20 protein-coding genes are annotated in these 20,982 nt (G+C 38.9%); 10 read left to right on the top strand and 10 right to left on the bottom strand.

Going from position 1 to position 20,982, the window contains the following annotated elements; translation table 11 throughout:
• The 4 genes from JWR87_RS12985 to JWR87_RS13000 all read left to right on the top strand — a co-directional run.
• A partial coding sequence (locus JWR87_RS12985) for a FixG Ig-like domain-containing protein (RefSeq protein WP_297820736.1) occupies positions 1 to 495 on the top strand: 495 nt, incomplete at its 5' end.
• Positions 496 to 761: 266 nt separating this feature from the next.
• Positions 762 to 1,196: a FixH family protein gene (locus tag JWR87_RS12990; protein WP_297820738.1), complete on the top strand. Its 435-nt coding sequence runs from the start codon at positions 762 to 764 to the stop codon at positions 1,194 to 1,196.
• Entirely contained in the window at positions 1,196 to 1,900 is a 705-nt protein-coding gene (locus JWR87_RS12995) for a sulfite exporter TauE/SafE family protein (protein WP_297820740.1), read from the top strand. Before JWR87_RS12990 ends, JWR87_RS12995 begins: the two co-directional genes overlap by 1 nt.
• Before the next feature lie 273 nt (positions 1,901 to 2,173).
• Complete coding sequence (locus JWR87_RS13000; RefSeq protein WP_297820742.1) at positions 2,174 to 2,482, top strand: hypothetical protein; 309 nt, start codon at positions 2,174 to 2,176, stop codon at positions 2,480 to 2,482.
• A gap of 51 nt (positions 2,483 to 2,533) precedes the next feature.
• Here the strand turns inward: JWR87_RS13000 and JWR87_RS13005 are convergent, their stop codons facing one another.
• The 3 genes from JWR87_RS13005 to JWR87_RS13015 all read right to left on the bottom strand — a co-directional run bounded on the left by JWR87_RS13005 (position 2,534) and on the right by JWR87_RS13015 (position 4,893).
• On the bottom strand, positions 2,534 to 3,079 hold the full coding sequence (locus JWR87_RS13005) for an SRPBCC domain-containing protein (protein WP_297820744.1): 546 nt from the start codon (positions 3,077 to 3,079) through the stop codon (positions 2,534 to 2,536).
• A gap of 33 nt (positions 3,080 to 3,112) precedes the next feature.
• Positions 3,113 to 3,613, bottom strand: a complete 501-nt coding sequence (locus JWR87_RS13010; RefSeq protein ID WP_297820746.1) for a DUF1579 domain-containing protein — start codon at positions 3,611 to 3,613, stop codon at positions 3,113 to 3,115.
• Between the two features lie 446 nt (positions 3,614 to 4,059).
• Positions 4,060 to 4,893 (bottom strand): alpha/beta hydrolase, encoded by an 834-nt coding sequence (locus tag JWR87_RS13015; protein WP_297820748.1) that lies wholly within the window; start codon positions 4,891 to 4,893, stop codon positions 4,060 to 4,062.
• Positions 4,894 to 5,172: 279 nt separating this feature from the next.
• Between JWR87_RS13015 and JWR87_RS13020 the strand changes: the two genes are divergently transcribed.
• The 3 genes from JWR87_RS13020 to JWR87_RS13030 all read left to right on the top strand — a co-directional run bounded on the left by JWR87_RS13020 (position 5,173) and on the right by JWR87_RS13030 (position 7,511).
• Positions 5,173 to 5,700, top strand: coding sequence for a hypothetical protein (locus tag JWR87_RS13020; protein ID WP_297820750.1), 528 nt, complete (start codon positions 5,173 to 5,175; stop codon positions 5,698 to 5,700).
• 175 nt (positions 5,701 to 5,875) lie between these two features.
• Entirely contained in the window at positions 5,876 to 6,142 is a 267-nt protein-coding gene (locus JWR87_RS13025; RefSeq protein WP_297820752.1) for a hypothetical protein, read from the top strand.
• Between the two features lie 235 nt (positions 6,143 to 6,377).
• Positions 6,378 to 7,511 (top strand): family 16 glycosylhydrolase, encoded by a 1,134-nt coding sequence (locus JWR87_RS13030; RefSeq protein ID WP_297820754.1) that lies wholly within the window; start codon positions 6,378 to 6,380, stop codon positions 7,509 to 7,511.
• Between the two features lie 105 nt (positions 7,512 to 7,616).
• Here JWR87_RS13030 and xth read toward each other — a convergent pair whose 3' ends face one another.
• The 3 genes from xth to JWR87_RS13045 all read right to left on the bottom strand — a co-directional run bounded on the left by xth (position 7,617) and on the right by JWR87_RS13045 (position 10,756).
• Positions 7,617 to 8,393, bottom strand: coding sequence for an exodeoxyribonuclease III (xth, locus tag JWR87_RS13035; RefSeq protein ID WP_297820756.1), 777 nt, complete (start codon positions 8,391 to 8,393; stop codon positions 7,617 to 7,619).
• A 241-nt stretch (positions 8,394 to 8,634) separates the two neighbouring features.
• Complete coding sequence (locus tag JWR87_RS13040; protein ID WP_297820758.1) at positions 8,635 to 9,837, bottom strand: alpha/beta fold hydrolase; 1,203 nt, start codon at positions 9,835 to 9,837, stop codon at positions 8,635 to 8,637.
• A gap of 58 nt (positions 9,838 to 9,895) precedes the next feature.
• Positions 9,896 to 10,756, bottom strand: coding sequence for a PHB depolymerase family esterase (locus JWR87_RS13045; RefSeq protein ID WP_297820760.1), 861 nt, complete (start codon positions 10,754 to 10,756; stop codon positions 9,896 to 9,898).
• 267 nt (positions 10,757 to 11,023) lie between these two features.
• Here JWR87_RS13045 and JWR87_RS13050 point away from each other — a divergent pair, with 267 nt between their 5' ends.
• On the top strand, positions 11,024 to 11,491 hold the full coding sequence (locus JWR87_RS13050) for a hypothetical protein (RefSeq protein ID WP_297820762.1): 468 nt from the start codon (positions 11,024 to 11,026) through the stop codon (positions 11,489 to 11,491).
• A gap of 70 nt (positions 11,492 to 11,561) precedes the next feature.
• Here JWR87_RS13050 and JWR87_RS13055 read toward each other — a convergent pair whose 3' ends face one another.
• The 3 genes from JWR87_RS13055 to JWR87_RS13065 form a co-directional block, all read right to left on the bottom strand.
• Positions 11,562 to 12,584: a type IX secretion system membrane protein PorP/SprF gene (locus JWR87_RS13055; RefSeq protein WP_297820764.1), complete on the bottom strand. Its 1,023-nt coding sequence runs from the start codon at positions 12,582 to 12,584 to the stop codon at positions 11,562 to 11,564.
• 238 nt (positions 12,585 to 12,822) lie between these two features.
• Positions 12,823 to 16,362, bottom strand: a complete 3,540-nt coding sequence (locus JWR87_RS13060) for a PKD domain-containing protein (RefSeq protein WP_297820766.1) — start codon at positions 16,360 to 16,362, stop codon at positions 12,823 to 12,825.
• Positions 16,363 to 16,654: 292 nt separating this feature from the next.
• Positions 16,655 to 17,278 (bottom strand): WbqC family protein, encoded by a 624-nt coding sequence (locus JWR87_RS13065; RefSeq protein WP_297820768.1) that lies wholly within the window; start codon positions 17,276 to 17,278, stop codon positions 16,655 to 16,657.
• Positions 17,279 to 17,701: 423 nt separating this feature from the next.
• On the opposite strand from JWR87_RS13065, the gene JWR87_RS13070 reads away from it, so the two are divergent.
• Complete coding sequence (locus tag JWR87_RS13070) at positions 17,702 to 18,016, top strand: LEA type 2 family protein (protein WP_297820770.1); 315 nt, start codon at positions 17,702 to 17,704, stop codon at positions 18,014 to 18,016.
• A gap of 170 nt (positions 18,017 to 18,186) precedes the next feature.
• Here the strand turns inward: JWR87_RS13070 and JWR87_RS13075 are convergent, their stop codons facing one another.
• Entirely contained in the window at positions 18,187 to 18,663 is a 477-nt protein-coding gene (locus JWR87_RS13075) for a hypothetical protein (RefSeq protein ID WP_297820772.1), read from the bottom strand.
• 281 nt (positions 18,664 to 18,944) lie between these two features.
• Between JWR87_RS13075 and dnaG the strand changes: the two genes are divergently transcribed.
• A complete protein-coding gene (gene dnaG, locus JWR87_RS13080; protein ID WP_297820775.1) occupies positions 18,945 to 20,870 on the top strand; it encodes a DNA primase in 1,926 nt (641 codons plus the stop codon).
• The last annotated feature ends 112 nt before the right edge of the window (positions 20,871 to 20,982 follow it).

Raw genomic sequence — 20,982 nt, forward strand, 5'->3', positions numbered from 1 at the left:
ATGGATAAAATTGGCAAGCCCCGGGGTTTAATAAGATACGCTTCTGAAAACAGCATAAAGCACGGACAACCTTTAAAGTATACAAGCAGGATGAAATGGTATACGGCTGCCTGTGGTTTTGTAGTACTGGTTTTATCAGCCATTCTTTTTACCCGGAAGGATATTGATGCTACCATTATGCGCACCCCTGGCATCCTTTACCAGGAAAGAGGCAAAGACAGTGTTTCGAACCTGTACAATATAAAGCTTGCAAATAAGACGCAAGCCGAAATACCACTTACAGTGAAGCTGGAACAGAAAGGTGGTAACGTAGAGATTATAGGTAAATCATACATAACGATCGCAAAAGAAGGCCAGGGAAGCGGTTCGTTTTTCGTAGTGTTACCTAAGAGCGAAATACACCAACGCAAAACAGAACTCAATCTTGCCTTATATGAAGGAGACAAAAAGATTACAGTACTTAAAACCAACTTTTTAGGGCCGGTGGGAGATTAATTTGAAAATAAGGGAAATTTGAAAAATTTGAAGATGGAAAGCCGCTACTACAGAGGTTACTGTTGTCGGCATTCCGGCCGCAACTAGTTCATCGTTCCAACTAAGTTCATAAAAGCACATGATACAAGTCATCTTTTTAAAAACATCAATAATCCACTTTTGTGCTCAGATAATACCGTTTTACGGCGGAGCAATTAATAGGGATCAATAATCAACACATTTCTTAAGCCCTTTAGGGGTTTGGGGTTTACCACATATAACTTAATATGACCTGGGGAACAAAATTACTACTGGTGTTTGCAGCATTTGCTTTACTAATGAGCACCCTCGTGTATATGTGCATGAAGCAAAATTTTGAACTGGTGTCAAAAGACTATTATAAAGAAGAATTGCGCTACCAGGATAAAATTGATGGCATGAACAACGTAAACAAAATAGGTAACGTGGTAATAAGAGACAACGGTAATAAAGTTGCCATTCAACTGCCGAAGGAAGTGCAGGGTTTAGCGCTTACAGGACAAGCACTTTTTTATTGCCCCGTTAACTCAACTAACGACCGTACTCTGCCGTTGGCCATAAACGATGAAGGGCTAATGTTGATAGATAAGTCAAAGCTTGCAAAAGCTAATTACACGGTGAAACTGAACTGGCAGATAGGAAATGAACAATATTATACCGAGCAGAATTTATCCATTGATTAATGAGCCTGCAATTTTTTATATCAGCGCTTGTACTGGGTGGCATAAGCAGCTTCCACTGCGTAGGAATGTGCGGCGCGTTCGCTTTTTCAATCCCCACGCAAAACATGCCTGATGCCAAAAAAGCCTTTGCCATATTGCTTTATAACTTTGGTCGCATCACTACGTACAGTGTTCTGGGATTAATCTTCGGATTGTTAGGACGACAAATTTCACTTGCAGGCTTTCAGCAATGGTTTTCAATAATAGCAGGAATAGTTATCCTGATGATCGTTGTACAAAACTTTTTCAAAAAGCCGGTCTTTCACCTGCCTGGTTACAATGCCATTGCCGCTTCCATAACAACACTTGTATCAAAATTCATTGGCAAACCTTCCTTAGGTAGTATTTACATGCTTGGCGCGGCTAACGGCCTTCTCCCTTGCGGACTTGTTTATATGGCTATCACAGGCGCTTTAGCCGCAGGCACCGTCACAAGTGCAACCGGTTTTATGGTTGCTTATGGTTTAGGCACATTGCCTGCCATGTTCCTGCTTTCTTACTTTGGTTTTATGATTGGTATTGCTGTACGAAATACTATCCGTCGTGTTGTTCCTTTTTTTGTAGCTACCATGGCGATTTTATTGATCTTCAGAGGGCTAAACCTAAATATACCATTTGTTAGTCCGGCACTATCTCCAGAAAAAATTTCCGTTCTCTGCCCCTAGAAAAAATGTCATCAACTGCTTCAAGGCTCCTTGCTACTTCACCGGCCCGAGCCCGGATATGAGCAGTCGCAATGCGGTTTCACTATGGGTGTCTTTTGTCAATTTACTGCAAGCGAGATGCTTTTTAGTTTGTAACCTTAGACAATCTCAGTAATTCAATAAAAACTCAATTTAAAACTACACTAACGCTTGCGTGTGATATAATGCAACTTATCTAAAACATGAGTCATCATTGGTATTGTAATTATTTTATTAATTATTAAAAGGCAATAAGTGAAAGCAGAGTCTACGAATCATTCGCATTACCAAATAATCAAATTCTTATACCAGTTTAAGGATGATAACAAGTTTTATACACTGGATGAAAACGTGCTAAACATTCAATCAAAAAAAGAGACGTACAGGTATATCTACAATTTAAGGAACGACGCATTGATATGTACTGACCGTGAAGTTTACCAGGTGGATGAAGATTATTACCAGGTAGAACATTTTGGTCACGGGGAAGAAATAAAGGCTAAAATTCTTCCAAAAGGAATAGCGGTTATGGAGAGTTTGCAGGAGAACAAGCGCTTCTGGTAATATTGTGAAACGGAGCAGGCAACAATTTGTTGGGAAGAGTTAACTCGATTCTTATTTGTAATTCTTCAATAATTCCTTGTAAGTCCATTCATTCCCTTTTACAAAAAAGTCATATATCTTGTCCCAGTCGTTGCCTGGCTTCCAGCCTATCATCGAGGAAATTATCTTTGTGTGTTTGTCATCCACTTTAATAAATTGAATGATTTCCTGCAAATTTTCATCGCTTTCTTGTGCGGTTTTAGAAAAGTGATTGTTTAAATTTACTTTAAATAAAATCAGTTCGTTGTCGATATAACTAAGAATGGGCAGTATAATCGAGCTGCTATCCGAAAGCGATTTAGTACTATCATAATTGGTTACCATATACCCGCCCAACTTTAGTTCAATATGTGCCATAGGGGCAACCCATTTTTTTAATTTTTCATCAGTTGTAAAAAACTTCCAGACTGAAGTGATATTATCTGGTAAAGTAATTTCCAGTCTTAGCACTTTTTCTCCCACCTGGTTCTTGTAAGAGGTGTTTTTTAGTGTTTGACTGTTTGCAGTAACAGTAAACATAACTAAAATAAAAAGCAATATTTCCCCCTTTGTAATCATCTGTATTTTTTTTGTTTACACGAATAATTCGTTCTATTTCACTTTTTTATAAGCCACCTCTGTTGCCTTAGCTTCTTCACCTTCCGGCGAAACATTGTAAGCCATAATCATCACTTCGTCATCATTTACAAAATCAATTTTTGTACGCCAGCCCCAATACTGTTCAATATCGGGAGTTACATAAGCATAGTTGCCAAGCATTGTAAAATCCTCACTTCCTTTTTTTCCTTCAGAAAACATAATTGCAGTGCCATTATGAAAGCTGTCAATCCAGGCACCCTGAAATTTTTTAAGTCCCAGATGATAGCCGTAGATGGCTATGCCTTCGAAAGACTTATTCTGCAGGCTCCCCACATACTCATGAAGTATAAATCGGCCACTAAGAATAAGTCGCATCGTGCCGGTTATCGGTGACTCATCAGCAAGTTTACCAGGTTCAAACCATGTTCTGGCTATTCCCTCCCACTTACCTTCCAGTTTACTTAGTTGATGATGTACGCCGGCGCTCTTTGAAGCTTCAAAATCTTCACTCATGGTTAAAAAGGTTTTTGTAAACTATCGAAACCTGGTTTTCATCCAATCACAAAACATCCCACCGATTAAAACTATAATTCAAGCCGATGTAATAAAAATACATTTTCCGTATTCCGAATGCAAATTTGTCTAGATGCTGTAAATAGCTGATGGCAAGTAAGCACTCGTTGTAACTTTATGATGATTTGAAGTAGTTTTAATGTTACCATCTTCAGTATTAATGGCAGCTTTTGTTGTGTCACTCACTTGTACATTTATATAAAACTCATCAGCTAAGATTTCTAAATATCTACTACAATCGATCTTTAACTTTTTTTCGTAGCCGTAATCCTATTGATAGTCTTGGTTGAGGAAACATAAACACACATCGGGTTTTTTAGATTGCTTATATAAGCAGAATAGCGACAATAATGCCGCTATTCCAAAATAAACTTCACTTTTTTACCTTACCTGCAAAACTCAATCAAGTCTTGATTAAGCTTTTCACGATGTGTATAAAATAAACCATGTGGTGCTCCCTCATATACTTTATAGGTAGCATTTGGCATCATCGCAGCCGTTCGCTCACTACTGGCTTTGATCGGAACGGTTTGATCAGCATCTCCATGAATAATAAGTGTAGGAATTTTTATAGCCTTTACATCAGATCTAAAATCAGTGGATGCAAAGGAAACTGCACAATGTTGAGTAGCTCTTGGCGCTGCAACAGAAGCGAGCATACGGTAATACTCTAGCAAAGGTGCACTAACCGGATGGCTAATAAGATTGACTCCAAAAAACTTTTTACCAAAGTCATCGAGAAATGCTATGCGGTCTTTTTTCATTTGTGTCATCATTTCTTCAAACACTTCACCGGGCACACCGTCTTCATTATCATCAGTCTTTTTTAAATAAGGTGTAACTGCACTAATCAATACCAGTTTTGAAACCCTGTCGCTTCCATATTTGCTTAAATAGCGAACAGCTTCTCCTCCCCCCATAGAAAAACCAACCAATACAGCATCGCGAAGATCAAGGGTTTCCATAATCGAATGGAGGTCTGCAGTCAACGAGTTATAGTCATAATCATTCCACGGTTTCGATGATTTGCCAAATCCTCGTCTGTCGTATTTTATAACACGTAAGCCCGCACTTATCAGGTCGTCAATCTGGTACTCCCACATTTCTTTGCTCAACGGCCACCCATGTATTAACACTATAGGTCTGCCCTTTCCGTAATCTTTAAAAGACAATTGTACTTCCTCTCCCGCTGAAGAGTCGATTGTTTTAATAAAGTCCATACATAATAATTTTAGTTATAAAATATTAATAATATCATTCCACTACTGCTTGTTTAATTATTACCGATTTAGGCTAAATAGCATTACACAGTTGTTGAAATAATTATGGAAGGTTGGGCAATTTTTGCTTCAAAATCATAAAACTACCAGCCCTTGTTATCCTTCATTATGGTAAACTTTTCTTCTTTGAATTCTCCCTGCAGCTAAGCAAATATCAGGAACGCTTTTATTTCATTCTATATTAGCTTCGATCCTAAAATGTATTATTCCTTTAACAGAATGAAAATATTACCAATCATAATCATCGGCACTTTAATTTATTTTCCCGCACACAGTCAGAAGGACTTTTTAAAATGGGGTGATAACGTAAAAATAAAGTGGACAGACTTTAAAGGAGAAGTAGAGACAAATAGTCCTTTTGCGGCAATGTCAGCAGTAGGAATACACTATAAATACAATTCTTCCATTAAAGGAAAGCTTATTAAAGTAAGCTTTGATATAGATGCAGCGTTTGATAAAACAAAATCATGGAGTAAAAAATCGCAAAGAAGCGCTGGTACCCTCAGGCACGAACAATTACATTTTGATATTTGCGAAGTAGTCGGCAGACAATTTAAAAAAGAGGCAGAAAAAACAGTCTACAGTAAGAATTTTAAAAATGAGATTATCAGAATTTTTAACCGTTATACTCGGTATTTACAAAAGTTTCAAAAAAAATATGATGATCAAACAAGGCACAGCAACAACAAACTCAAACAAAAAGAGTGGGAAAATTTGATACGCCACGAGCTGCTTAAGAAGTATTAGTTTTTATTGTGATGGAGAAGAAACAGCTATAAGTATCTAATAAAATGCGAATACAACCCATCATGTGATTACACTGTTTTTATTGTATTTCTAAAAACCAGTTAAGCCTTGTTGTTTATTAAGGCACGGTTTTTATTAATTTAAACAGTATTATTTACCGTAAAAAAAGAAGATTATGCAAAATAGAAAAGGAACAGGAGGTTTATTATTAGCTGGTTTAGCTGCGTTTGCTTATTACAAGTACTCTAAGTTAAGTAGTGCCGAAAAGGAAACCCTGGTGGGTGATTTAAAAGCCAAGGGCCAAAAACTTTACGATGAGTATGTACCTGAAAAGTATAAAAGCTTTTTTTCTAAAAATACCGGTAATACCTCAGGTAGTGCTACCAGTGGTACAGCCAGTGCAAATTCTCATTTTGGCGAAGGAAACGCTTATAGCAGTTAGAAGTAAGATCTATAACTAAAATAAAAGCCTCTGTAACAGAATTTACAGAGGCTTTTATTTTAGTTATCGCCGGGCTTCTTTGTTTTAATCATTCTCCATGCTATTGCTTCTTCGTGTACTTATTATGTCTCTTATAAGTATTTTTTATAGCAGAACGTTTGCGGAAATTGTATTCATAGATTTGCTACAGTTACCAGGATCTTAAGGGTTTCTAACAATGCTTCAAAATAATATAATGAAACTTTTCGCAGTTGTTTGTCTCTTGTTGTTATTGCCGTTTGTTTATTGTAAAAAAGATACCGGGGAAAGCAATCTTCCAACTTCTTATTTATCTATATCCGATATCTGGCCCGTAAGAGATACTGTAAACACTACGATAAAATTAATAGTTACTGTTGCGCCTGTCAGTAACAAAACAATTACGGTTAATTATACGACTGAGGAGGGTACGGCCAAAGCTAATATAGACTTTGTGCCCGTGGCAGGTACTCTAACTATTAATCCTGGCTCAGTCACTGGCGAAGTAGCAGTACAGCTGATTGGAAGAAAGCTAATGAGCAGCACGCAAAATTTTAGCCTGAAGTTATCTAATGCAGTTAACGCAACTTTAAAAGTTGAGAAAGCCACAGTATTTATTGAAAATCCAGGATTTGATTACCGACTGGTGTGGAGTGACGAGTTTACCGGAACTACACTAAACACCACTAACTGGAATTATGAAACCGGAGGAGGAGGATGGGGTAATAATGAATTGCAGAATTATACCAGTGGTACTAACAATGCCTATATTGAAAATGGGAATTTAATAATAGAAGCCAAAAAGGAACGAATAGGCAGCAATGCGTATTCTTCTGCCAGACTTACCACAAAAGGAAAAAGAAAATTCACATATGGTAAGTTTGAAATAAGAGCAAAAGTGCCTGCAACCACCGGGCTATGGCCAGCTATTTGGATGTTAGGCGAAAATATTGACCAGGTTGGTTGGCCGGCTTGTGGCGAAATTGATATAATGGAAGCCATAAATAAAGAAACCCCTTCTAAGACTTATGGCACCGCTCATTGGGGAGTAAACCCGGCCAGTCACTTAAGTAAGGGCGGCTATTATGTTTTGCCTTCAGGGCACTATTCTGACGACTATCACGTTTTCACAGTAGAATGGGATGCGAACTCCATTCAATGGTTCTTCGACGGCAATAAATTTTACACTGTAAATAAAGGGGAGATCACCGGAGGTAATAATCCTTTCAATGGAGATTTCTTTCTTATTCTAAATGTTGCTGTCGGTGGCAACTGGCCAGGAAGTCCCGACGCAAATAGCATTTTTCCTCAAAAGATGGTCGTGGATTACGTGAGGATTTATCAAAAATAACGTTACACGAATACCTTACCATGCTCTCCTAAACTGGGCCGCTTACTTTGCACTGCACTACTGTCAGGCAAATATTTTTAGTTATTTGTTTCAGATCAATCAAACTTAGTCATCTGACAACTCGATCCAAACCGGCCCGTGATCGCTTGTTTTCTCCCAGCCGCGAACAGCAGAGTCAACCCCGGCAGCAATGAGACGGTTATCGATGCCAGGACTAAGTAGAAAATGATCGATCCTCAAACCGGCATTACGATTATACGCGTCGCGGAAATAATCCCAAAATGTATAGATGGTTTGGTTGGGGTAAAGTTTCCGTATTGCATCTGTCCACCCTTGTGCAAGCAGTGTTTCAAATGCTTGCCTCACCTCCGGGCGAAACAGCGCGTCGTCCTTCCAACGCTCCGGCTTGTATACGTCCAGCGCTGTAGGCATCACGTTGTAATCTCCGGCCAGAACCACAGGATTACCAGAAACAAGTAGCATTGCAGCATGTGCGGTTAACCTCTCAAACCATCTCAATTTATAGTCGAACTTGGGCCCGGGAGCAGGATTGCCATTTGGCAGATAGAGGCAACAAATAAGAACGTTGTTGACCATCGCTTCAATATACCGGCTTTGATTATCCTCTGCATCTCCTGGAAGTTCCCTACGTACCTCTTGTATTTCTCCTGAACGAGCTAGTATAGCTACCCCGTTCCAACTTTTTTGCCCGTTCCAGATCGCATTATACCCGGCATCCTGTATAGCTTTTTCAGGAAATTTTTCCTGCGGCGCTTTTAGTTCCTGCAGGCATACGATGTCCGGCTCTGTTTCATCCAGCCAACGAAGCAGCACAGGTAAACGGCCATTAATACCATTGACATTATAAGTAGCTATTTTCATGGTAAGGTTAATAGGTTATCGTAAAGAATTGCGTCCACACTGACCTTTAAAATACAAATCAAACTAATGCAGGATGATTGTATTCTTTCGGCAAAAAAACAAAAAGTATAAACTTACTCAGGCAAAAGTAATATCACAGGCAGCAACAAGAAAAAGAAAAAACATTAGACTTTCGCAAAAAAAGTTGGCTAACAGCTATGTTCTCACAACGTACAAAACACCTTTTCTTCAATAACGTTGTTTATTTATCCAGTGATTGAATCCATGGTAAAACGTTTTCTATCATAGGTTGCACGCTTGATTCATGCGTTCCATTTGGAACACTAAATAATTCAACGTTAGTAGCTCCTGCAGCTTTAAATCTATTAAAAGTGGTCACTGATGTTTGATAAAAAACCGCTTCATCAGCCGTTCCATGAAAGAGACGAGTAGGGCTTTTTGGTACCCAATCAACAAAGCTATTAGCAGTAAGTTTTTGCTTTAATGCAGTCTCACCACTGGCGTTCAACAGGTTTGCATAAAAAACGGGGTTAAATAATGCAGTAGGCGAATTGTTTAATTGTACATCTATTTGTCCGCGATCTTTTGTTCCATTCAATAATGCAGGTATCCTGTCGGCATAAGGCTGTTTGAAAAAGTCGGTCATCGGACGGTTCCAATTATATGTGCTATTATATCCGTTCAGCAGCAAAGCAAGGTACGAAGGTGCAGAATAGCTTGAAGTGCCGGCAATAGCCGACAGCACGCCGTTTAAGTCATAACCTCCTGCGCCTGCCGCGGCTGCGGTAACCGTGAGATTATGGGTTGCATTTGTCTCTATTTCTTTCTGAGCGGCCATGGTAACGTACCCGCCTTCTGAGTATCCAAATAAAAACAACCGGTTGCTGAACGCAGTTTTTTGTTGCGCGAGATGGTACTTCACCGCTTTGATCATGTCAACGACAGCCTTTCCCGAATACAATTGGTCATAGTAAGGATGAGGTATGTGTTGCGACACACCATAACCTATAAAATCAGGAATAACGGTAACAAATCCCCCCGCGGCAAATAATTCAAAGCCGGTAAAGGTTGCAGGAAAGTTAGACGGTGCTTCCGTTGCCTTAAACATAGTTCCATGCTGGGCACTCAGCAACGACGGCACAAAGGGAAGGTTTTTTGGAACACCTAACAATCCCGAAACCTGTATTGTGCTACCCTTAAAGTTAGTTTTATAGATGAATTTAAAAAAATCAACATCGTATTTTATTAGAGGGATATAACTTGCTAAACCAGCCGCTGATGCAAAAGCCTGAATTTGTGTTTTTGTATAAGACCCAGAAGAGGTAGCAGAAACAAACAACTCTGCGCCGGTGCCAGAATTAACAACTTCAGTATCTTTCTTACATCCTGTAATTACCAATACAGATATTAGTAAATAGGTTACATTTTTAGTCAGCAACTTCATTCGCTAGAAATTTTATATTTTTTGAAATACCCTAAACCCGTCTTTTCACTATACAACTTTATAATTGCCTTTTAAAAAATTGCCAGGCCTCTTCATGCACATCAATGTCTTTTGGATAGTCATGCTTTCCACCAATAACTTTTAACAGTACCACTTCTGGTCTTCCTTTCTTTTTAAAAGTATATCGCTCAATTGTTCTTCCATCTGAAGGATCTGTATCAGGTAAACTTTCTTTCACCGGCTGCCCCTTATATCCAGCCAGGCTAGACCAATAACTAAAAGTTCTATCAGTTGAGCGAACATGACCTAAAGTCACATTTCCTAAAACCATCATTCCCCCGTTGTAATTGTTTAACGGATCTTCAGTGCCATTTATAATCATTACAGAAATGGGGCGTTTTACTTCTATACAATCAAAATTATTGGTATCGGGTAAATTGGCAATAATAGCAGTCACCGCTCGAATCCTGTCGGGCATTGTAAGTGCCAGTTTGAATGCCATATGTCCTCCACCCGAAGTACCAACTGCGAACACCTTTTTGCTGTCAATACGATATTTGCTTTCGAAGTAATCAATCATTCCCTCGAAGAACGCATTCTCATTAATGTTTTCAATATTGGCGGTGGATGTTGCTGCTTTGCGGCACTCATTCCAATAACGCTGGTAGCCATCCGGGTAAACTAAAAGAAGCTTTTCTGCTGCTGCCTTCGCTTCGAGACCCGTTGTTGAATTCATCATATCCTTTCCGTTACCACCTGAGCCATGCATAACAAAGACGAGATTCGATCTCTCACCGTCTCCAGGATTATTGAAATTAAAAGTTCGGTAATGACCTTCAATCAAAATAGAATCTCTAATAACCTGGCCGTTTACAAAGGTGGGTGCTAACAGTGATACTAATAACACTAACTTGAACATAACAAATGGTGTGTGATTTGTAAATTTAGTTAGAAAGCCAATGATAAGATAAGAGCACTATTTCAGCGTACTTCTGCTTAGTCTGTTACTTTCACAATAAACTAAATATATTGACAATTTACCTACTTACGCCCCGTTATCAGTGAGAAAGGATGTAAGCGGCCTGATAGTTGCTTTGTTAACCCGCCTGGATGTTGTTTCATAAGAACCTTCTGTTCAGACCTATTTTAAAAGGCATCATATTAAGCATACAATTAAACAAACAAAATGAAAAAATTTACTTTTCTACTACCTGTTATGATATTTGTTCTAACAAGCTTTTCTGCCTCTTCCCAGAAATATAAGTCAGCTGCAGACACAGTTAAACTAAATGAAGAGTACGTGAAAGTAAGTAATAGCATTGTAGAACTTACTTCCAAACTAGCAATTGCAAAAAACAACCTTCCGGGTTACCAGGCAAAAGCAGCTAATGCTGTTTCTGATGCCCAGAGTTCTGTAATGGAAAGTAGCAACCAGGCATCGAAGGCGACCAATGGCGACATAGGAGATGCAAAGAGTGCAAAAAAGAAAGCAAATAAAGCGCTTAAAGATGCAGAAGATGCAAATGACGCGAACAACAAAACAAAAGACCAGGATAAAAAAATAGCTAAACTAAGTTCTGAGCTAGAGAAAAAGCAAGAGAAACTGCAGGAACTCGAGAAAATGCGCACGGCCATACGAAACATGCAGCAATAATTTTCCTTCGGCAAAAAATGCCCTGTTTATTTCTGTAAACAGCGCATTTTAATGTATAGCACCAATTGCTTTACCACAAATTTCTCGGGCACCAGTCCCCGTATCTGTTTCCAAGAAGAAATCCAACAACAATTTCATGAGAACCCCTGCTAACAGTATTAAGTTGTGAAGTAGTGATATCGTATGAATAACCAATATTTATTGCATTACTAATGTTTAGTCCGGCCATCGCGGCCCAACTGTCTTTATAGCGCATACTACCGCCAACCCATAAAAAATCCTGGTACTGTAGCTTGGCATTCAAGTCAAAACTAACAGGCGTCGATGTTACATATTTTACCAGCGTACTTGGCAAAAAAGTAATGTCATCGTTTACAAAAAAACGATACCCCGCTGTCAAAAACATGTGCGGTATTTGTCGTCCCCCGGCCAGTTTCACTGTATCTTCTGAGAATTTTAATTTGGAGGGAATAATATTTTGAGCTGAAATGCCTGCAAAATAATTAGCCGAGTACAACCAGACCCCTGCATTCATGTCGGGGCTTAACCTATTCAAATAGCCACTTCCGGCTACGGCCGGGTCAACAGGCACATCAAAAGACAGTTTTCCAGCATTTAAAGAAGTATTTTTTATTCCCGCAGAAATTCCGGCAGATAGACTTGTTTTGCTCGAAATGCCAATGTGATAAGAATAGGTCCCATACGCTGCAAAACGATTAAGCGGCCCTGTACGGTCGTTTAAAATTGTAAGACCAGTTCCTGCATGCGGATCTGCTTTTTCATAATCCTGCCAATACGCCTTACCCCTCGGGTTTTCACCTTCCGCATGAAAACCGGTTGCTGTCTCCCGCGCATAATCACTCTTCTTTAAAGGCCCGTGTATGGTTAAGTAAGTGGTAACAGGGGCACCATCTATACCGACCCACTGATGCCGGTGGCTAATTTTAACATCGGTATAATTTTCAATCCCCGCTACTGCAGGATTTAAAATAAAATTATTAAGAACATATTGAGTGTAATGAGGAAGCTGTTGAGCATAAGAAGCAACACAAATCCAACAAGTAATTATGGCAAAAGAAATTCCTTTTTTCATTTTTTAAATTTATAGCATTCTTGCTAGAACCCATTGCTTCACCTATTCGTACGCCTTCATATTATATTAGAGAACTAGTAGCAAATATTATAGAAATTTTTCTGCCTTAGCATATGTACTACTAGTTCACATTTCTTGCGTCGCACACTTGTACCAATTGCCCTTTGTGCAACACATTACAATCCCACGCTCTATCTCACTAAAACCTTCAACGCTTAATATCCATCCTTCGTATGTGCTATCTTAAAATAGTCACATTACCTGTATATGCTTTTTTACCGTTTTTAGGATTTATAATATAATAATAAACACCCACTGGCAGCGTGCTGCCGTTAAGTGTTCCATTCCAGGGTTTGGTGTAACCAACACTACGATAAACAATTGCTCCGTATCTGTTAAATACTTCTACCGTACAATCCACGTAAGTTGATAAGGAAGGAATATTCCAAAAGTCATTTACGCCATCATTGTTTGGCGTAAATGAGTTTGGAATACCAAGATCTTTAAGTATCAAAATTGTAACTTCTCCATTTCCTTCGCAACCTCCCTGCGTTGTTACCGATAACTTATAAGTAATACTATCTTTTGGCAAACTTATCGGGCTCTTAATATTCCGGTTGTCGAGATAGGTCGACGGGGTCCAGAAATATTTTACAGCATTTCCGGTGACGGAAGGATTTAATACTGTAGACCCTCCCTCTAAAACATACAATGGTGAACTGAGCCTCACAGTCGGATTTGATGTTACTTTAATAATTTGAGAGGCCGAGTCTCTACAGCCGGCATCAGAAGTAAATGTATATGTAACTGCAGTGCTCCCTGCTCCAGTAGTCACCGGATTGAAAAGGCCTTCCGGTGCAATACCACCTCCCGAAAATAAAAAACTTCCTGTCAGTCCACTTGTCTCTTTTGCCTGTGTTATCAAGCGTACACCCGAGTTTACGCAAAATTCCGGCACGTCTGCAAAAACCACTTTAGGAGCGGGATTTACCGTTACCTGTATTATTCTTTCATTAAAACAGTTGGCCCCCGAAAACACAAGCATTTTCACCTGGTAAGTTTTCACCGTTGGTGATGCAGGAAACGTGTGGTAATACATTTTACCAGTAACGGAGGTATCATCAGTTTCAATGGTTGTAGGGTTATTTTGAAAATCCCAGATTATTTGTGTCTTAGTAATCGTTCCAATATCTATAGAAGAACCATTTTTAATTCGAACTTGTGCATTGCTACACACTGGCCCATCATCTATTATCTCAAAATTTGCTATAGGCAATCCTCCATTAATAAAAACAGCTTTGGTTTTTGTTGCAGTACAACCGGCATTTGAAGTTACAGTCAGCGCCACATTATAAGGACCTGCAGCAGAATATTTGTGTTGCGGATTTTGTACAGTAGAAATATTTGGGTTTTCAGGCGTTGCATTAGCATCACCGAAATTCCAATTGTAAGTTAACCCCACACCTGCCCCACCTTCCGCAACGCGGCTGCTATCAACAAAAGCAGCAAAGGGATCATTAACACAAACCTGCGGTGCTATGAAATTTGAAACCGGCAAAGTCTCAATAAGAACCGCTTGCTCTGATACTACACTTTTACAACCGGCCTCACTTTCCACTTGTAAACTCACAGTATAAGTGCCGGCGTTGAAACTATTGGTTACTGCCACATTTGTCAAATTTGTAATTGCTTTTCCATTTCCAAAATTCCAATTCCATTTTACAATTCTCCCGCTTTCAATTGTAGATGCATCAGTAAATGTTACCGGATTTCCTTCGCATCCAGCTTTTAAAAAATTGAAATTTGCGATTGGCTGTGGAGTGATCGTAAAAAGTTTAGTAGTGTCGGCAAAGCAACCGATATCATTTATCGATGTATGCTTAATACTATAAGTACCTGATTTGGCAAAAGCCTTATGAGGACTCATCATTGTATCAATTGTTCCGTCGCCAAAGTCCCACTTCCACTTAACTAACTGTCTTCCATTTCCAGTTGAGGCGTCTGTTAAAAAAACCGAGTCAGTCAAACAACCGGTATCAGTAGCCGCAAAGGCCGCAACAGGACGGTCGATCACCTGCACGTTGTAAGTCAACTCCTGAATACCATTACAACCATCACTTGTTTGATTATTGGCAGTTATCTTAACCGGGTAAGTACCTGTTGAGTTAAACGAATACAACAGGGGTAAGGAGTAAACGTACAAACTGCGGCCATCCAGGATGTATGAAGAATCAGGTTGAGGGCTATTTTGAGCGATATTATTATTGGGAGTGATGTTCGTGTTTGCACCAAAATCCCAGGCAAGTGACGAAGCCTTATATGGAAGAGTGATAGAGAAAAAAAACTTAGTACTTTGACAGGTTAGAGGAAGATTAATTTTAGTATACTCATTTCTTAGGGACAAAAACTGGTAGAGATCTTTGATATTTGTTCCTGCATTATAACCGTAGGATTCTGTACCTCCGTAGCCGTAAGCAATCGCATTGAAGCCTACATCCGCCTTTAGTCTGTGCGCTCCTGCCGCGACGGTGAATACAGCGTAAGAGTATGAAGGATCCTGGGTATGAGAAATGAACGAAGAATTTACGTTAGCCCCATCAAGAGTAAAACTAGAAACAGCCGAAGATTTGATGACAACATTAATATAGTGAGATGTTATTTTAAAATGCGATGTAGAATTGAGTGTTATTTTATCAATTGTTTGTTCTACAGGACTTATATATATCATTTCCGGATCGCCGCTGAAGTTAAAGGAATTGCCGCAGGTAGGGCCGTCAGAACTATTGGTAGAGGTGATATATTGAGCCACCGTAATTGGCTTGTCTGCCACAATACTTTTTGGGCTGTTAGTTAGGATGTCGTAATAAAAATTATTGGTAAGGTTAGTAAGGCGAGATCCATCCACTGTCACAACTGTAGAGGGATCGGAAACTACGATACGGAAATAGTTATTAGGAAGTTTTGCCGTAGGAACAGTAAGAAATTTTTTTCCCCACGCACTCCTTGGAAATGCCTGCTGAATAACATTGTCGGAAGTTGTAACGGTATTGCCACAATAAATAGAGAGTCTGCCGGACCCCGAAAAAACAGCAATTTTTTTACAACCAGAAGTACCGGTACTTATTGAGCGAATGCGCGTGCCGGTAAGGTCAACCCCCACATTCCCGCTGGTAGTACCCATTAAGTTATAAATCTCGCCTTTGTTTAACGAAACGGTGAAGGGCTGTCCGGCTACGTGTGTAAGCGTATTGGCTGAAGGAGTTATTTCTACAGTTGTTTTATCTTCTGTAGCTATTACATACACCCAGGAATTCGCATCTTGAGTATTTGAGCGCTGGGTAAAATTTATGGAATAATAATCCTGGCCTAAAGTAGCAACCGGGAACAGTAGAGTCGCACCGGAAACACTTGCATTATAAATATGTGCGTAAGCCACAATTGGTTTGTCGCTGGTAATGTGTATTCCCGACTTATATACTTGTTCCAATAATAACCTTGCATCCTGTGAACCAATTTTTGGTATTGCGTCTGACTCTGTCACATTGTTTGCCGATACCGCGTATGTTTTAGTCCATCCAAGTGCCGGTATCTCTACTTTCACTGTCGCATTTTCATCAGCGGTAAAATACAAAACCATGTCTTGCTCATTTTCCTGCTGGTTCGTCACATGTGTCATAGCATGATGATAACCGTAACCTACCCAGAACTCGGTACCCTTGTTGCTAAGATCCTGCGCCCCCACGCTGGGAAAAATGAACAAATAAAAAATGGTTTTCAAGAAACTTTTAAAAATCATGAACGGGGGTTAAACGACTGGCAATTTACAGTAAACAAGCAAACTTAAGCTGAAAGAAAACGGCTGCTTTTGAAATTGCATTTCACAGTAGTTTACCCATAACTACTTGGAGTACTAAATAGATTTACCTGGTTAACTAACAAAAGATGAAATGGCTTGAGGAAATTAAAAGCTCAAGCATATCGTAAATAGATCGATAAAAACAAATTGATAGTCAGACCATTACAACTGGAGACGTGTAATAAAAAGAGAAGCGATGACGGTACTTGACAATCTAACCAACACTCTTTTCCATCAAATTCAAAGCATTTGGACCTTCACAAAAAAGCAAATCCAGAATACTTAAATTAGGTTGAAAGCCCCGCCGCTCCTCAAACACCTGTGAATACTTCGGTTGCCAATTCTCCCCATTCGCCTGGAAGGTGGCAGGCAATAACGTATCGCGAAAGTCAAATTTGTTTTCTGCAAGCTGTTCATAAACACTTGTAAAACTAACAGAACTGCTAATATTCAATAGATTACAGAATTTATTGAGTATTGTAATATTAAAGATGAGCAGTTTTTCCTCTCCATTAAAAATCAGAGCTCTTACTTCTTCTTCGTAATAATCAAAGAAGGGAGATTTTCTATATGAGGAGACGATGCTCCTCCAATGCTTAATACGCCAATTATCTGCATTATCAATCTTGACGTCTTTAAATAATCTTTTTTGCTCCCTTCCCCCTGCAATCGGAACTGTCAGATTTACCAGCCCATTTGCTCCTGCAATAATGTATCGATTTCGAAAAGTAGATTTTTTAAACCAATCACATGTTTCAATTTCAACATATTTGTATTCCGTTACTTTTTTAAAGAAGTCAATCGGTGGAAACAACTGACAATCAGTGATTAATATCATTTTATAGGTCTATAAAGTATATGATTAGTGAAAGTTTTTTTATGAGATACTATTAACTTAAATATGGGTAAAAAAGTAGTACTAATAAATTCCGTTATCGTATATAAAATACTGTAAGATAGTCTGTTAACTCACAATGATAATACTAAAAATAATAGTAATGATATCGTTTAAGGCATTGCCAGAAATCACGTCCTATTTCTAAAAATATTAGCATCGAATGTAAGCCATTTATTTTCATTTTTACCGAACTATAAAAACTGTTACTTTGCACAAAACGTCTGCATGTGTAAGCTCCTCCTCTTATTTCTAGTTCTGTTATCCTTTTTCTGTATCTCTTGTAAAAAGCCAACTGCCTTTGATTATAAAGATGTAAAAAACATAAGAGTAGAAAGTTTTGGCCTTAACACTTCCAAGGTTTCTATGGACCTTGTATTTTTTAATCCAAACTCTTTTGGAGTGACATTGAAAAATGTAGACTGTGATCTTTATATTGACAGTAACTACCTCGGAAAATTTGTGCTTGATACTTTAATGGCTATTCCAAAATCTGCCGAGTTTACCTTACCTGCAAGCATGCGGGTAGACATGAAGGGTTTATTTAAAAACTCTTGGACTATCTTATTTAATAAAGAAGTTACACTAGGGGCAAAGGGAACTACGCGAGTTGGAAAAGGAGGATTTTACGTCACTGTTCCTTTTAATTACGAGGGAAAACAGAAAATAAACTTTTTTTAGTAGTTGCAGAAATGGCACGATTTGTCAAAAGCTGTACGCTGATTGTAATATCGGATTGATGACAGCATTAGAAAGGGTGACAAACAACAGTTGTAGCAAAATCCGTAAGTAGCGTAGGTGATGAGTGTGACAAGATTTAAGGTAAAATTCTAACCTGTGTAGTAGCCGGGCTAAGAGAGACAAGTACGAAGAGAAGTGTTTTGATAACCAACGCTGCTCGAAGAGAGTTGTTGAGACTTCAACAAGGAATTGAAATTGATATTAACTTTAAAATTAGCACTGGCTGTTTTTTTAGTCATCACCAGAAGCCATATCAGTAAGGAGTGCTTTACACAGTCAATATTATCGCATTCATTAATAACATTAAGAAATGTGCTTTTTAAAATCTCCGAGGCAATGTCGTGATTATTTACTTCCCTTAAAATTATTCCGTAAATAATCGGTGCGTACTGGTCGTAGAGGTGACCAAATGCCTTTTCATCTTTCTGCTTTAAAGACAGAACAAGCTCTCTTTCTGTCAGGTTTACGCTTTTAATCACATCTATTACTTTAGGAAACATTGCTGAAACGCCTACAATTAGTGCAATTAATAAACCCTTAAAATCTTGTTTATATATAGAACCGCACACTTTAAAATCTCTAAACAACTGGGAAAATTCTATTTCTATTACACCTACTTTTTCGCTTTCTTCTTATCCTCCAGGCAAAGGGAGGAAACTTTTCTACAGTACCCCTAATGTTTTAGTTTTAAAAATAAACCCCCCGAATAAGCTCCGGAGGGCAACGTTTAACCCTAACATGAAAAAACCCCCAAAAAAAGTATAGTTGATTTCCTTATTCCACACATGTAATAAAATAATTATGCCAAATTTTAATCCGCGTCCGGTGATTGCCTGCCTTTAATTACAGATATTCGCTTTGAATAAACATGATTACACAACAGACGATACAACAAATAACTAATAGAATAGACATAGTGGAAATAGTGGGGGAATTCGTCAAGCTTAAAAAGCGCGGTGCGAACTATCTCGGCAACTGTCCTTTTCACAACGAAAAGTCGCCTTCGTTTACCGTTTCCCCCAGTAAGGAGATCTATAAATGTTTCGGCTGTGGCAAAAGTGGTAACGCTGTTGGCTTTGTCATGGAGCATGAAAAGTATAGTTACGTTGAAGCACTTAAGTGGATTGCAACACGATATAATATTGAAATTGAAGAAACTGTAACAAGCCCCGAGGTAAAGCAGCAACAGCAAGTGGCAGAAAGCCTCCTAATTCTGAATTCCTTTGCACAAAAACATTTTTCAAAAAATCTTACTGAAACCGAGGAGGGTACATCCGTTGCACTTTCTTATCTGAAACATCGGGGTTTCCGTGAAGAAGTTATTGAAAAATTTCAGTTAGGTTATAACCTGGAAGCAAAAGACGACCTGACGGCAAGCCTAATAAAAAATCAGTTTAGCATTGAGATTGCTCAGAAGGGCGGGCTCGTGACTGAAAGAAACGATACGTTCTACGATAACTACCGTGGCCGTATTATTTTTCCTATACATAATCAGAGTGGAAAGATTATTGGCTTTGGGGCAAGAGTTATTAAATCGAACGATAAGGCACCTAAATACATTAATACACCCGAGAATGAAGTTTATGTTAAGAGCAAAATACTATACGGCACCTATTTTGCCAGGCAGGCAATAAACAAGTTTGATGAATGCTTGCTGGTCGAAGGATATACAGATGTTGTGAGCCTGCACCAGGCAGGTATTGAAAACGTAGTGGCGAGTGGAGGAACTTCGCTAACTATTGACCAGTTACGACTTATAAGGAAGCATACGAACAACCTGACCATTATATATGATGGTGATGATGCTGGAGTGAAAGCTGCGCTGAGAGGATTGGATATGGCACTGGAGGAAGGGCTCAACGTGAAACTGGTGCTGATACCTGACAATGAAGATCCGGATAGTTATGTAAAGAAAATTGGAGCGACACCTTTTAGAGCATTTGTTGATGCAAATAAAAAAGACTTTATCATATTCCAGTTGGAAGTAATGCTAAAGGATGCCGGAAATGATACCGCTAAAAAATCAGCGGTGGTTAACCAGGTTGCGGAAACTTTGAGCAAATTTCACCGTGCGGAAGATTTTACGAAGCAACAGGACTATATCAGGCAATGCTCGGGTATTCTTAAAATTGATGAGAGCGGCCTTACTACCCTGGTTAATAAGCTGAAGCGTGAAAGAATTACCAAGGAGGAAAACAGGCAAATAAATAATCCTGACCCTCAACCTGGGGCGTCTGAAAATACTGTTGATACTGACGATACCTCCTCGCTGCTTATAAATGATGAATACCAGGAAAAAAATTTGTTGAGAGCCTTATTGGAATATGGGTTGTTGACATGGGATGAAGAAAGAACAATGGCTGATTACATTTTTGAGGAGCTGGAGCAGTACTCGATTGAAGATCCTAACCTGGATAACTTATTACAGACTTACAAGGATTATTATTATAAAGGCCAGCAGCCTTCGACAAAAACGTTGCTTTATGATGAAAATGAGAGCGTACGGAAACTTGCAGTTCTTTTAAGCATTCAGCAATATGAATTGAGCCCGCGCTGGGACTCAAAGATAGAAGGAATGAATATAAATAATCGTGACATCAGCAGGCAGGATGTTACCATGAGTTTGAACTACTTTAAACTCAGGAAGATCAAAAAAATGTTTGACGAAAATCAGCGAGATCTAGAAAAAGCAATTTCATTTGAAGAGCAAATGGATCTAATTAAAATTCACAAGGTTCTTAAAGACGAAGAGCAAAAAATTACACGTCAATTAGGAACAGTCATTTTTAAATAACAGCAAATACAAGCAGGCTACATAGCAGCACTACAGATGAACGTAATGCCATGTAAGAGTAACCCTAAACCCCTAAAGGGGCTTTAAAACCAGCTCATTTTCTGTTGCAGTA

Source organism: Segetibacter sp., assembly GCF_025963695.1.
Lineage (GTDB): Bacteria > Bacteroidota > Bacteroidia > Chitinophagales > Chitinophagaceae > Segetibacter.

Bases quoted from the DNA above. Each gene is read 5' to 3' on its own strand.
- JWR87_RS13015 (WP_297820748.1), bottom strand. From the start codon at position 4,893: ATGGACTTTATTAAAACAATCGACTCTTCAGCGGGAGAGGAAGTACAA.
- JWR87_RS13055 (WP_297820764.1), bottom strand. From the start codon at position 12,584: ATGAAAAAAGGAATTTCTTTTGCCATAATTACTTGTTGGATTTGTGTT.
- JWR87_RS13030 (WP_297820754.1), top strand. From the start codon at position 6,378: ATGAAACTTTTCGCAGTTGTTTGTCTCTTGTTGTTATTGCCGTTTGTT.
- JWR87_RS13050 (WP_297820762.1), top strand. From the start codon at position 11,024: ATGAAAAAATTTACTTTTCTACTACCTGTTATGATATTTGTTCTAACA.
- JWR87_RS12995 (WP_297820740.1), top strand. From the start codon at position 1,196: ATGAGCCTGCAATTTTTTATATCAGCGCTTGTACTGGGTGGCATAAGC.
- JWR87_RS13065 (WP_297820768.1), bottom strand. From the start codon at position 17,278: ATGATATTAATCACTGATTGTCAGTTGTTTCCACCGATTGACTTCTTT.
- JWR87_RS13020 (WP_297820750.1), top strand. From the start codon at position 5,173: ATGAAAATATTACCAATCATAATCATCGGCACTTTAATTTATTTTCCC.
- JWR87_RS12990 (WP_297820738.1), top strand. From the start codon at position 762: ATGACCTGGGGAACAAAATTACTACTGGTGTTTGCAGCATTTGCTTTA.
- JWR87_RS13045 (WP_297820760.1), bottom strand. From the start codon at position 10,756: ATGTTCAAGTTAGTGTTATTAGTATCACTGTTAGCACCCACCTTTGTA.
- dnaG (WP_297820775.1), top strand. From the start codon at position 18,945: ATGATTACACAACAGACGATACAACAAATAACTAATAGAATAGACATA.
- JWR87_RS13025 (WP_297820752.1), top strand. From the start codon at position 5,876: ATGCAAAATAGAAAAGGAACAGGAGGTTTATTATTAGCTGGTTTAGCT.
- JWR87_RS13070 (WP_297820770.1), top strand. From the start codon at position 17,702: ATGGACCTTGTATTTTTTAATCCAAACTCTTTTGGAGTGACATTGAAA.
- JWR87_RS13005 (WP_297820744.1), bottom strand. From the start codon at position 3,079: ATGATTACAAAGGGGGAAATATTGCTTTTTATTTTAGTTATGTTTACT.
- JWR87_RS13010 (WP_297820746.1), bottom strand. From the start codon at position 3,613: ATGAGTGAAGATTTTGAAGCTTCAAAGAGCGCCGGCGTACATCATCAA.
- JWR87_RS13040 (WP_297820758.1), bottom strand. From the start codon at position 9,837: ATGAAGTTGCTGACTAAAAATGTAACCTATTTACTAATATCTGTATTG.
- xth (WP_297820756.1), bottom strand. From the start codon at position 8,393: ATGAAAATAGCTACTTATAATGTCAATGGTATTAATGGCCGTTTACCT.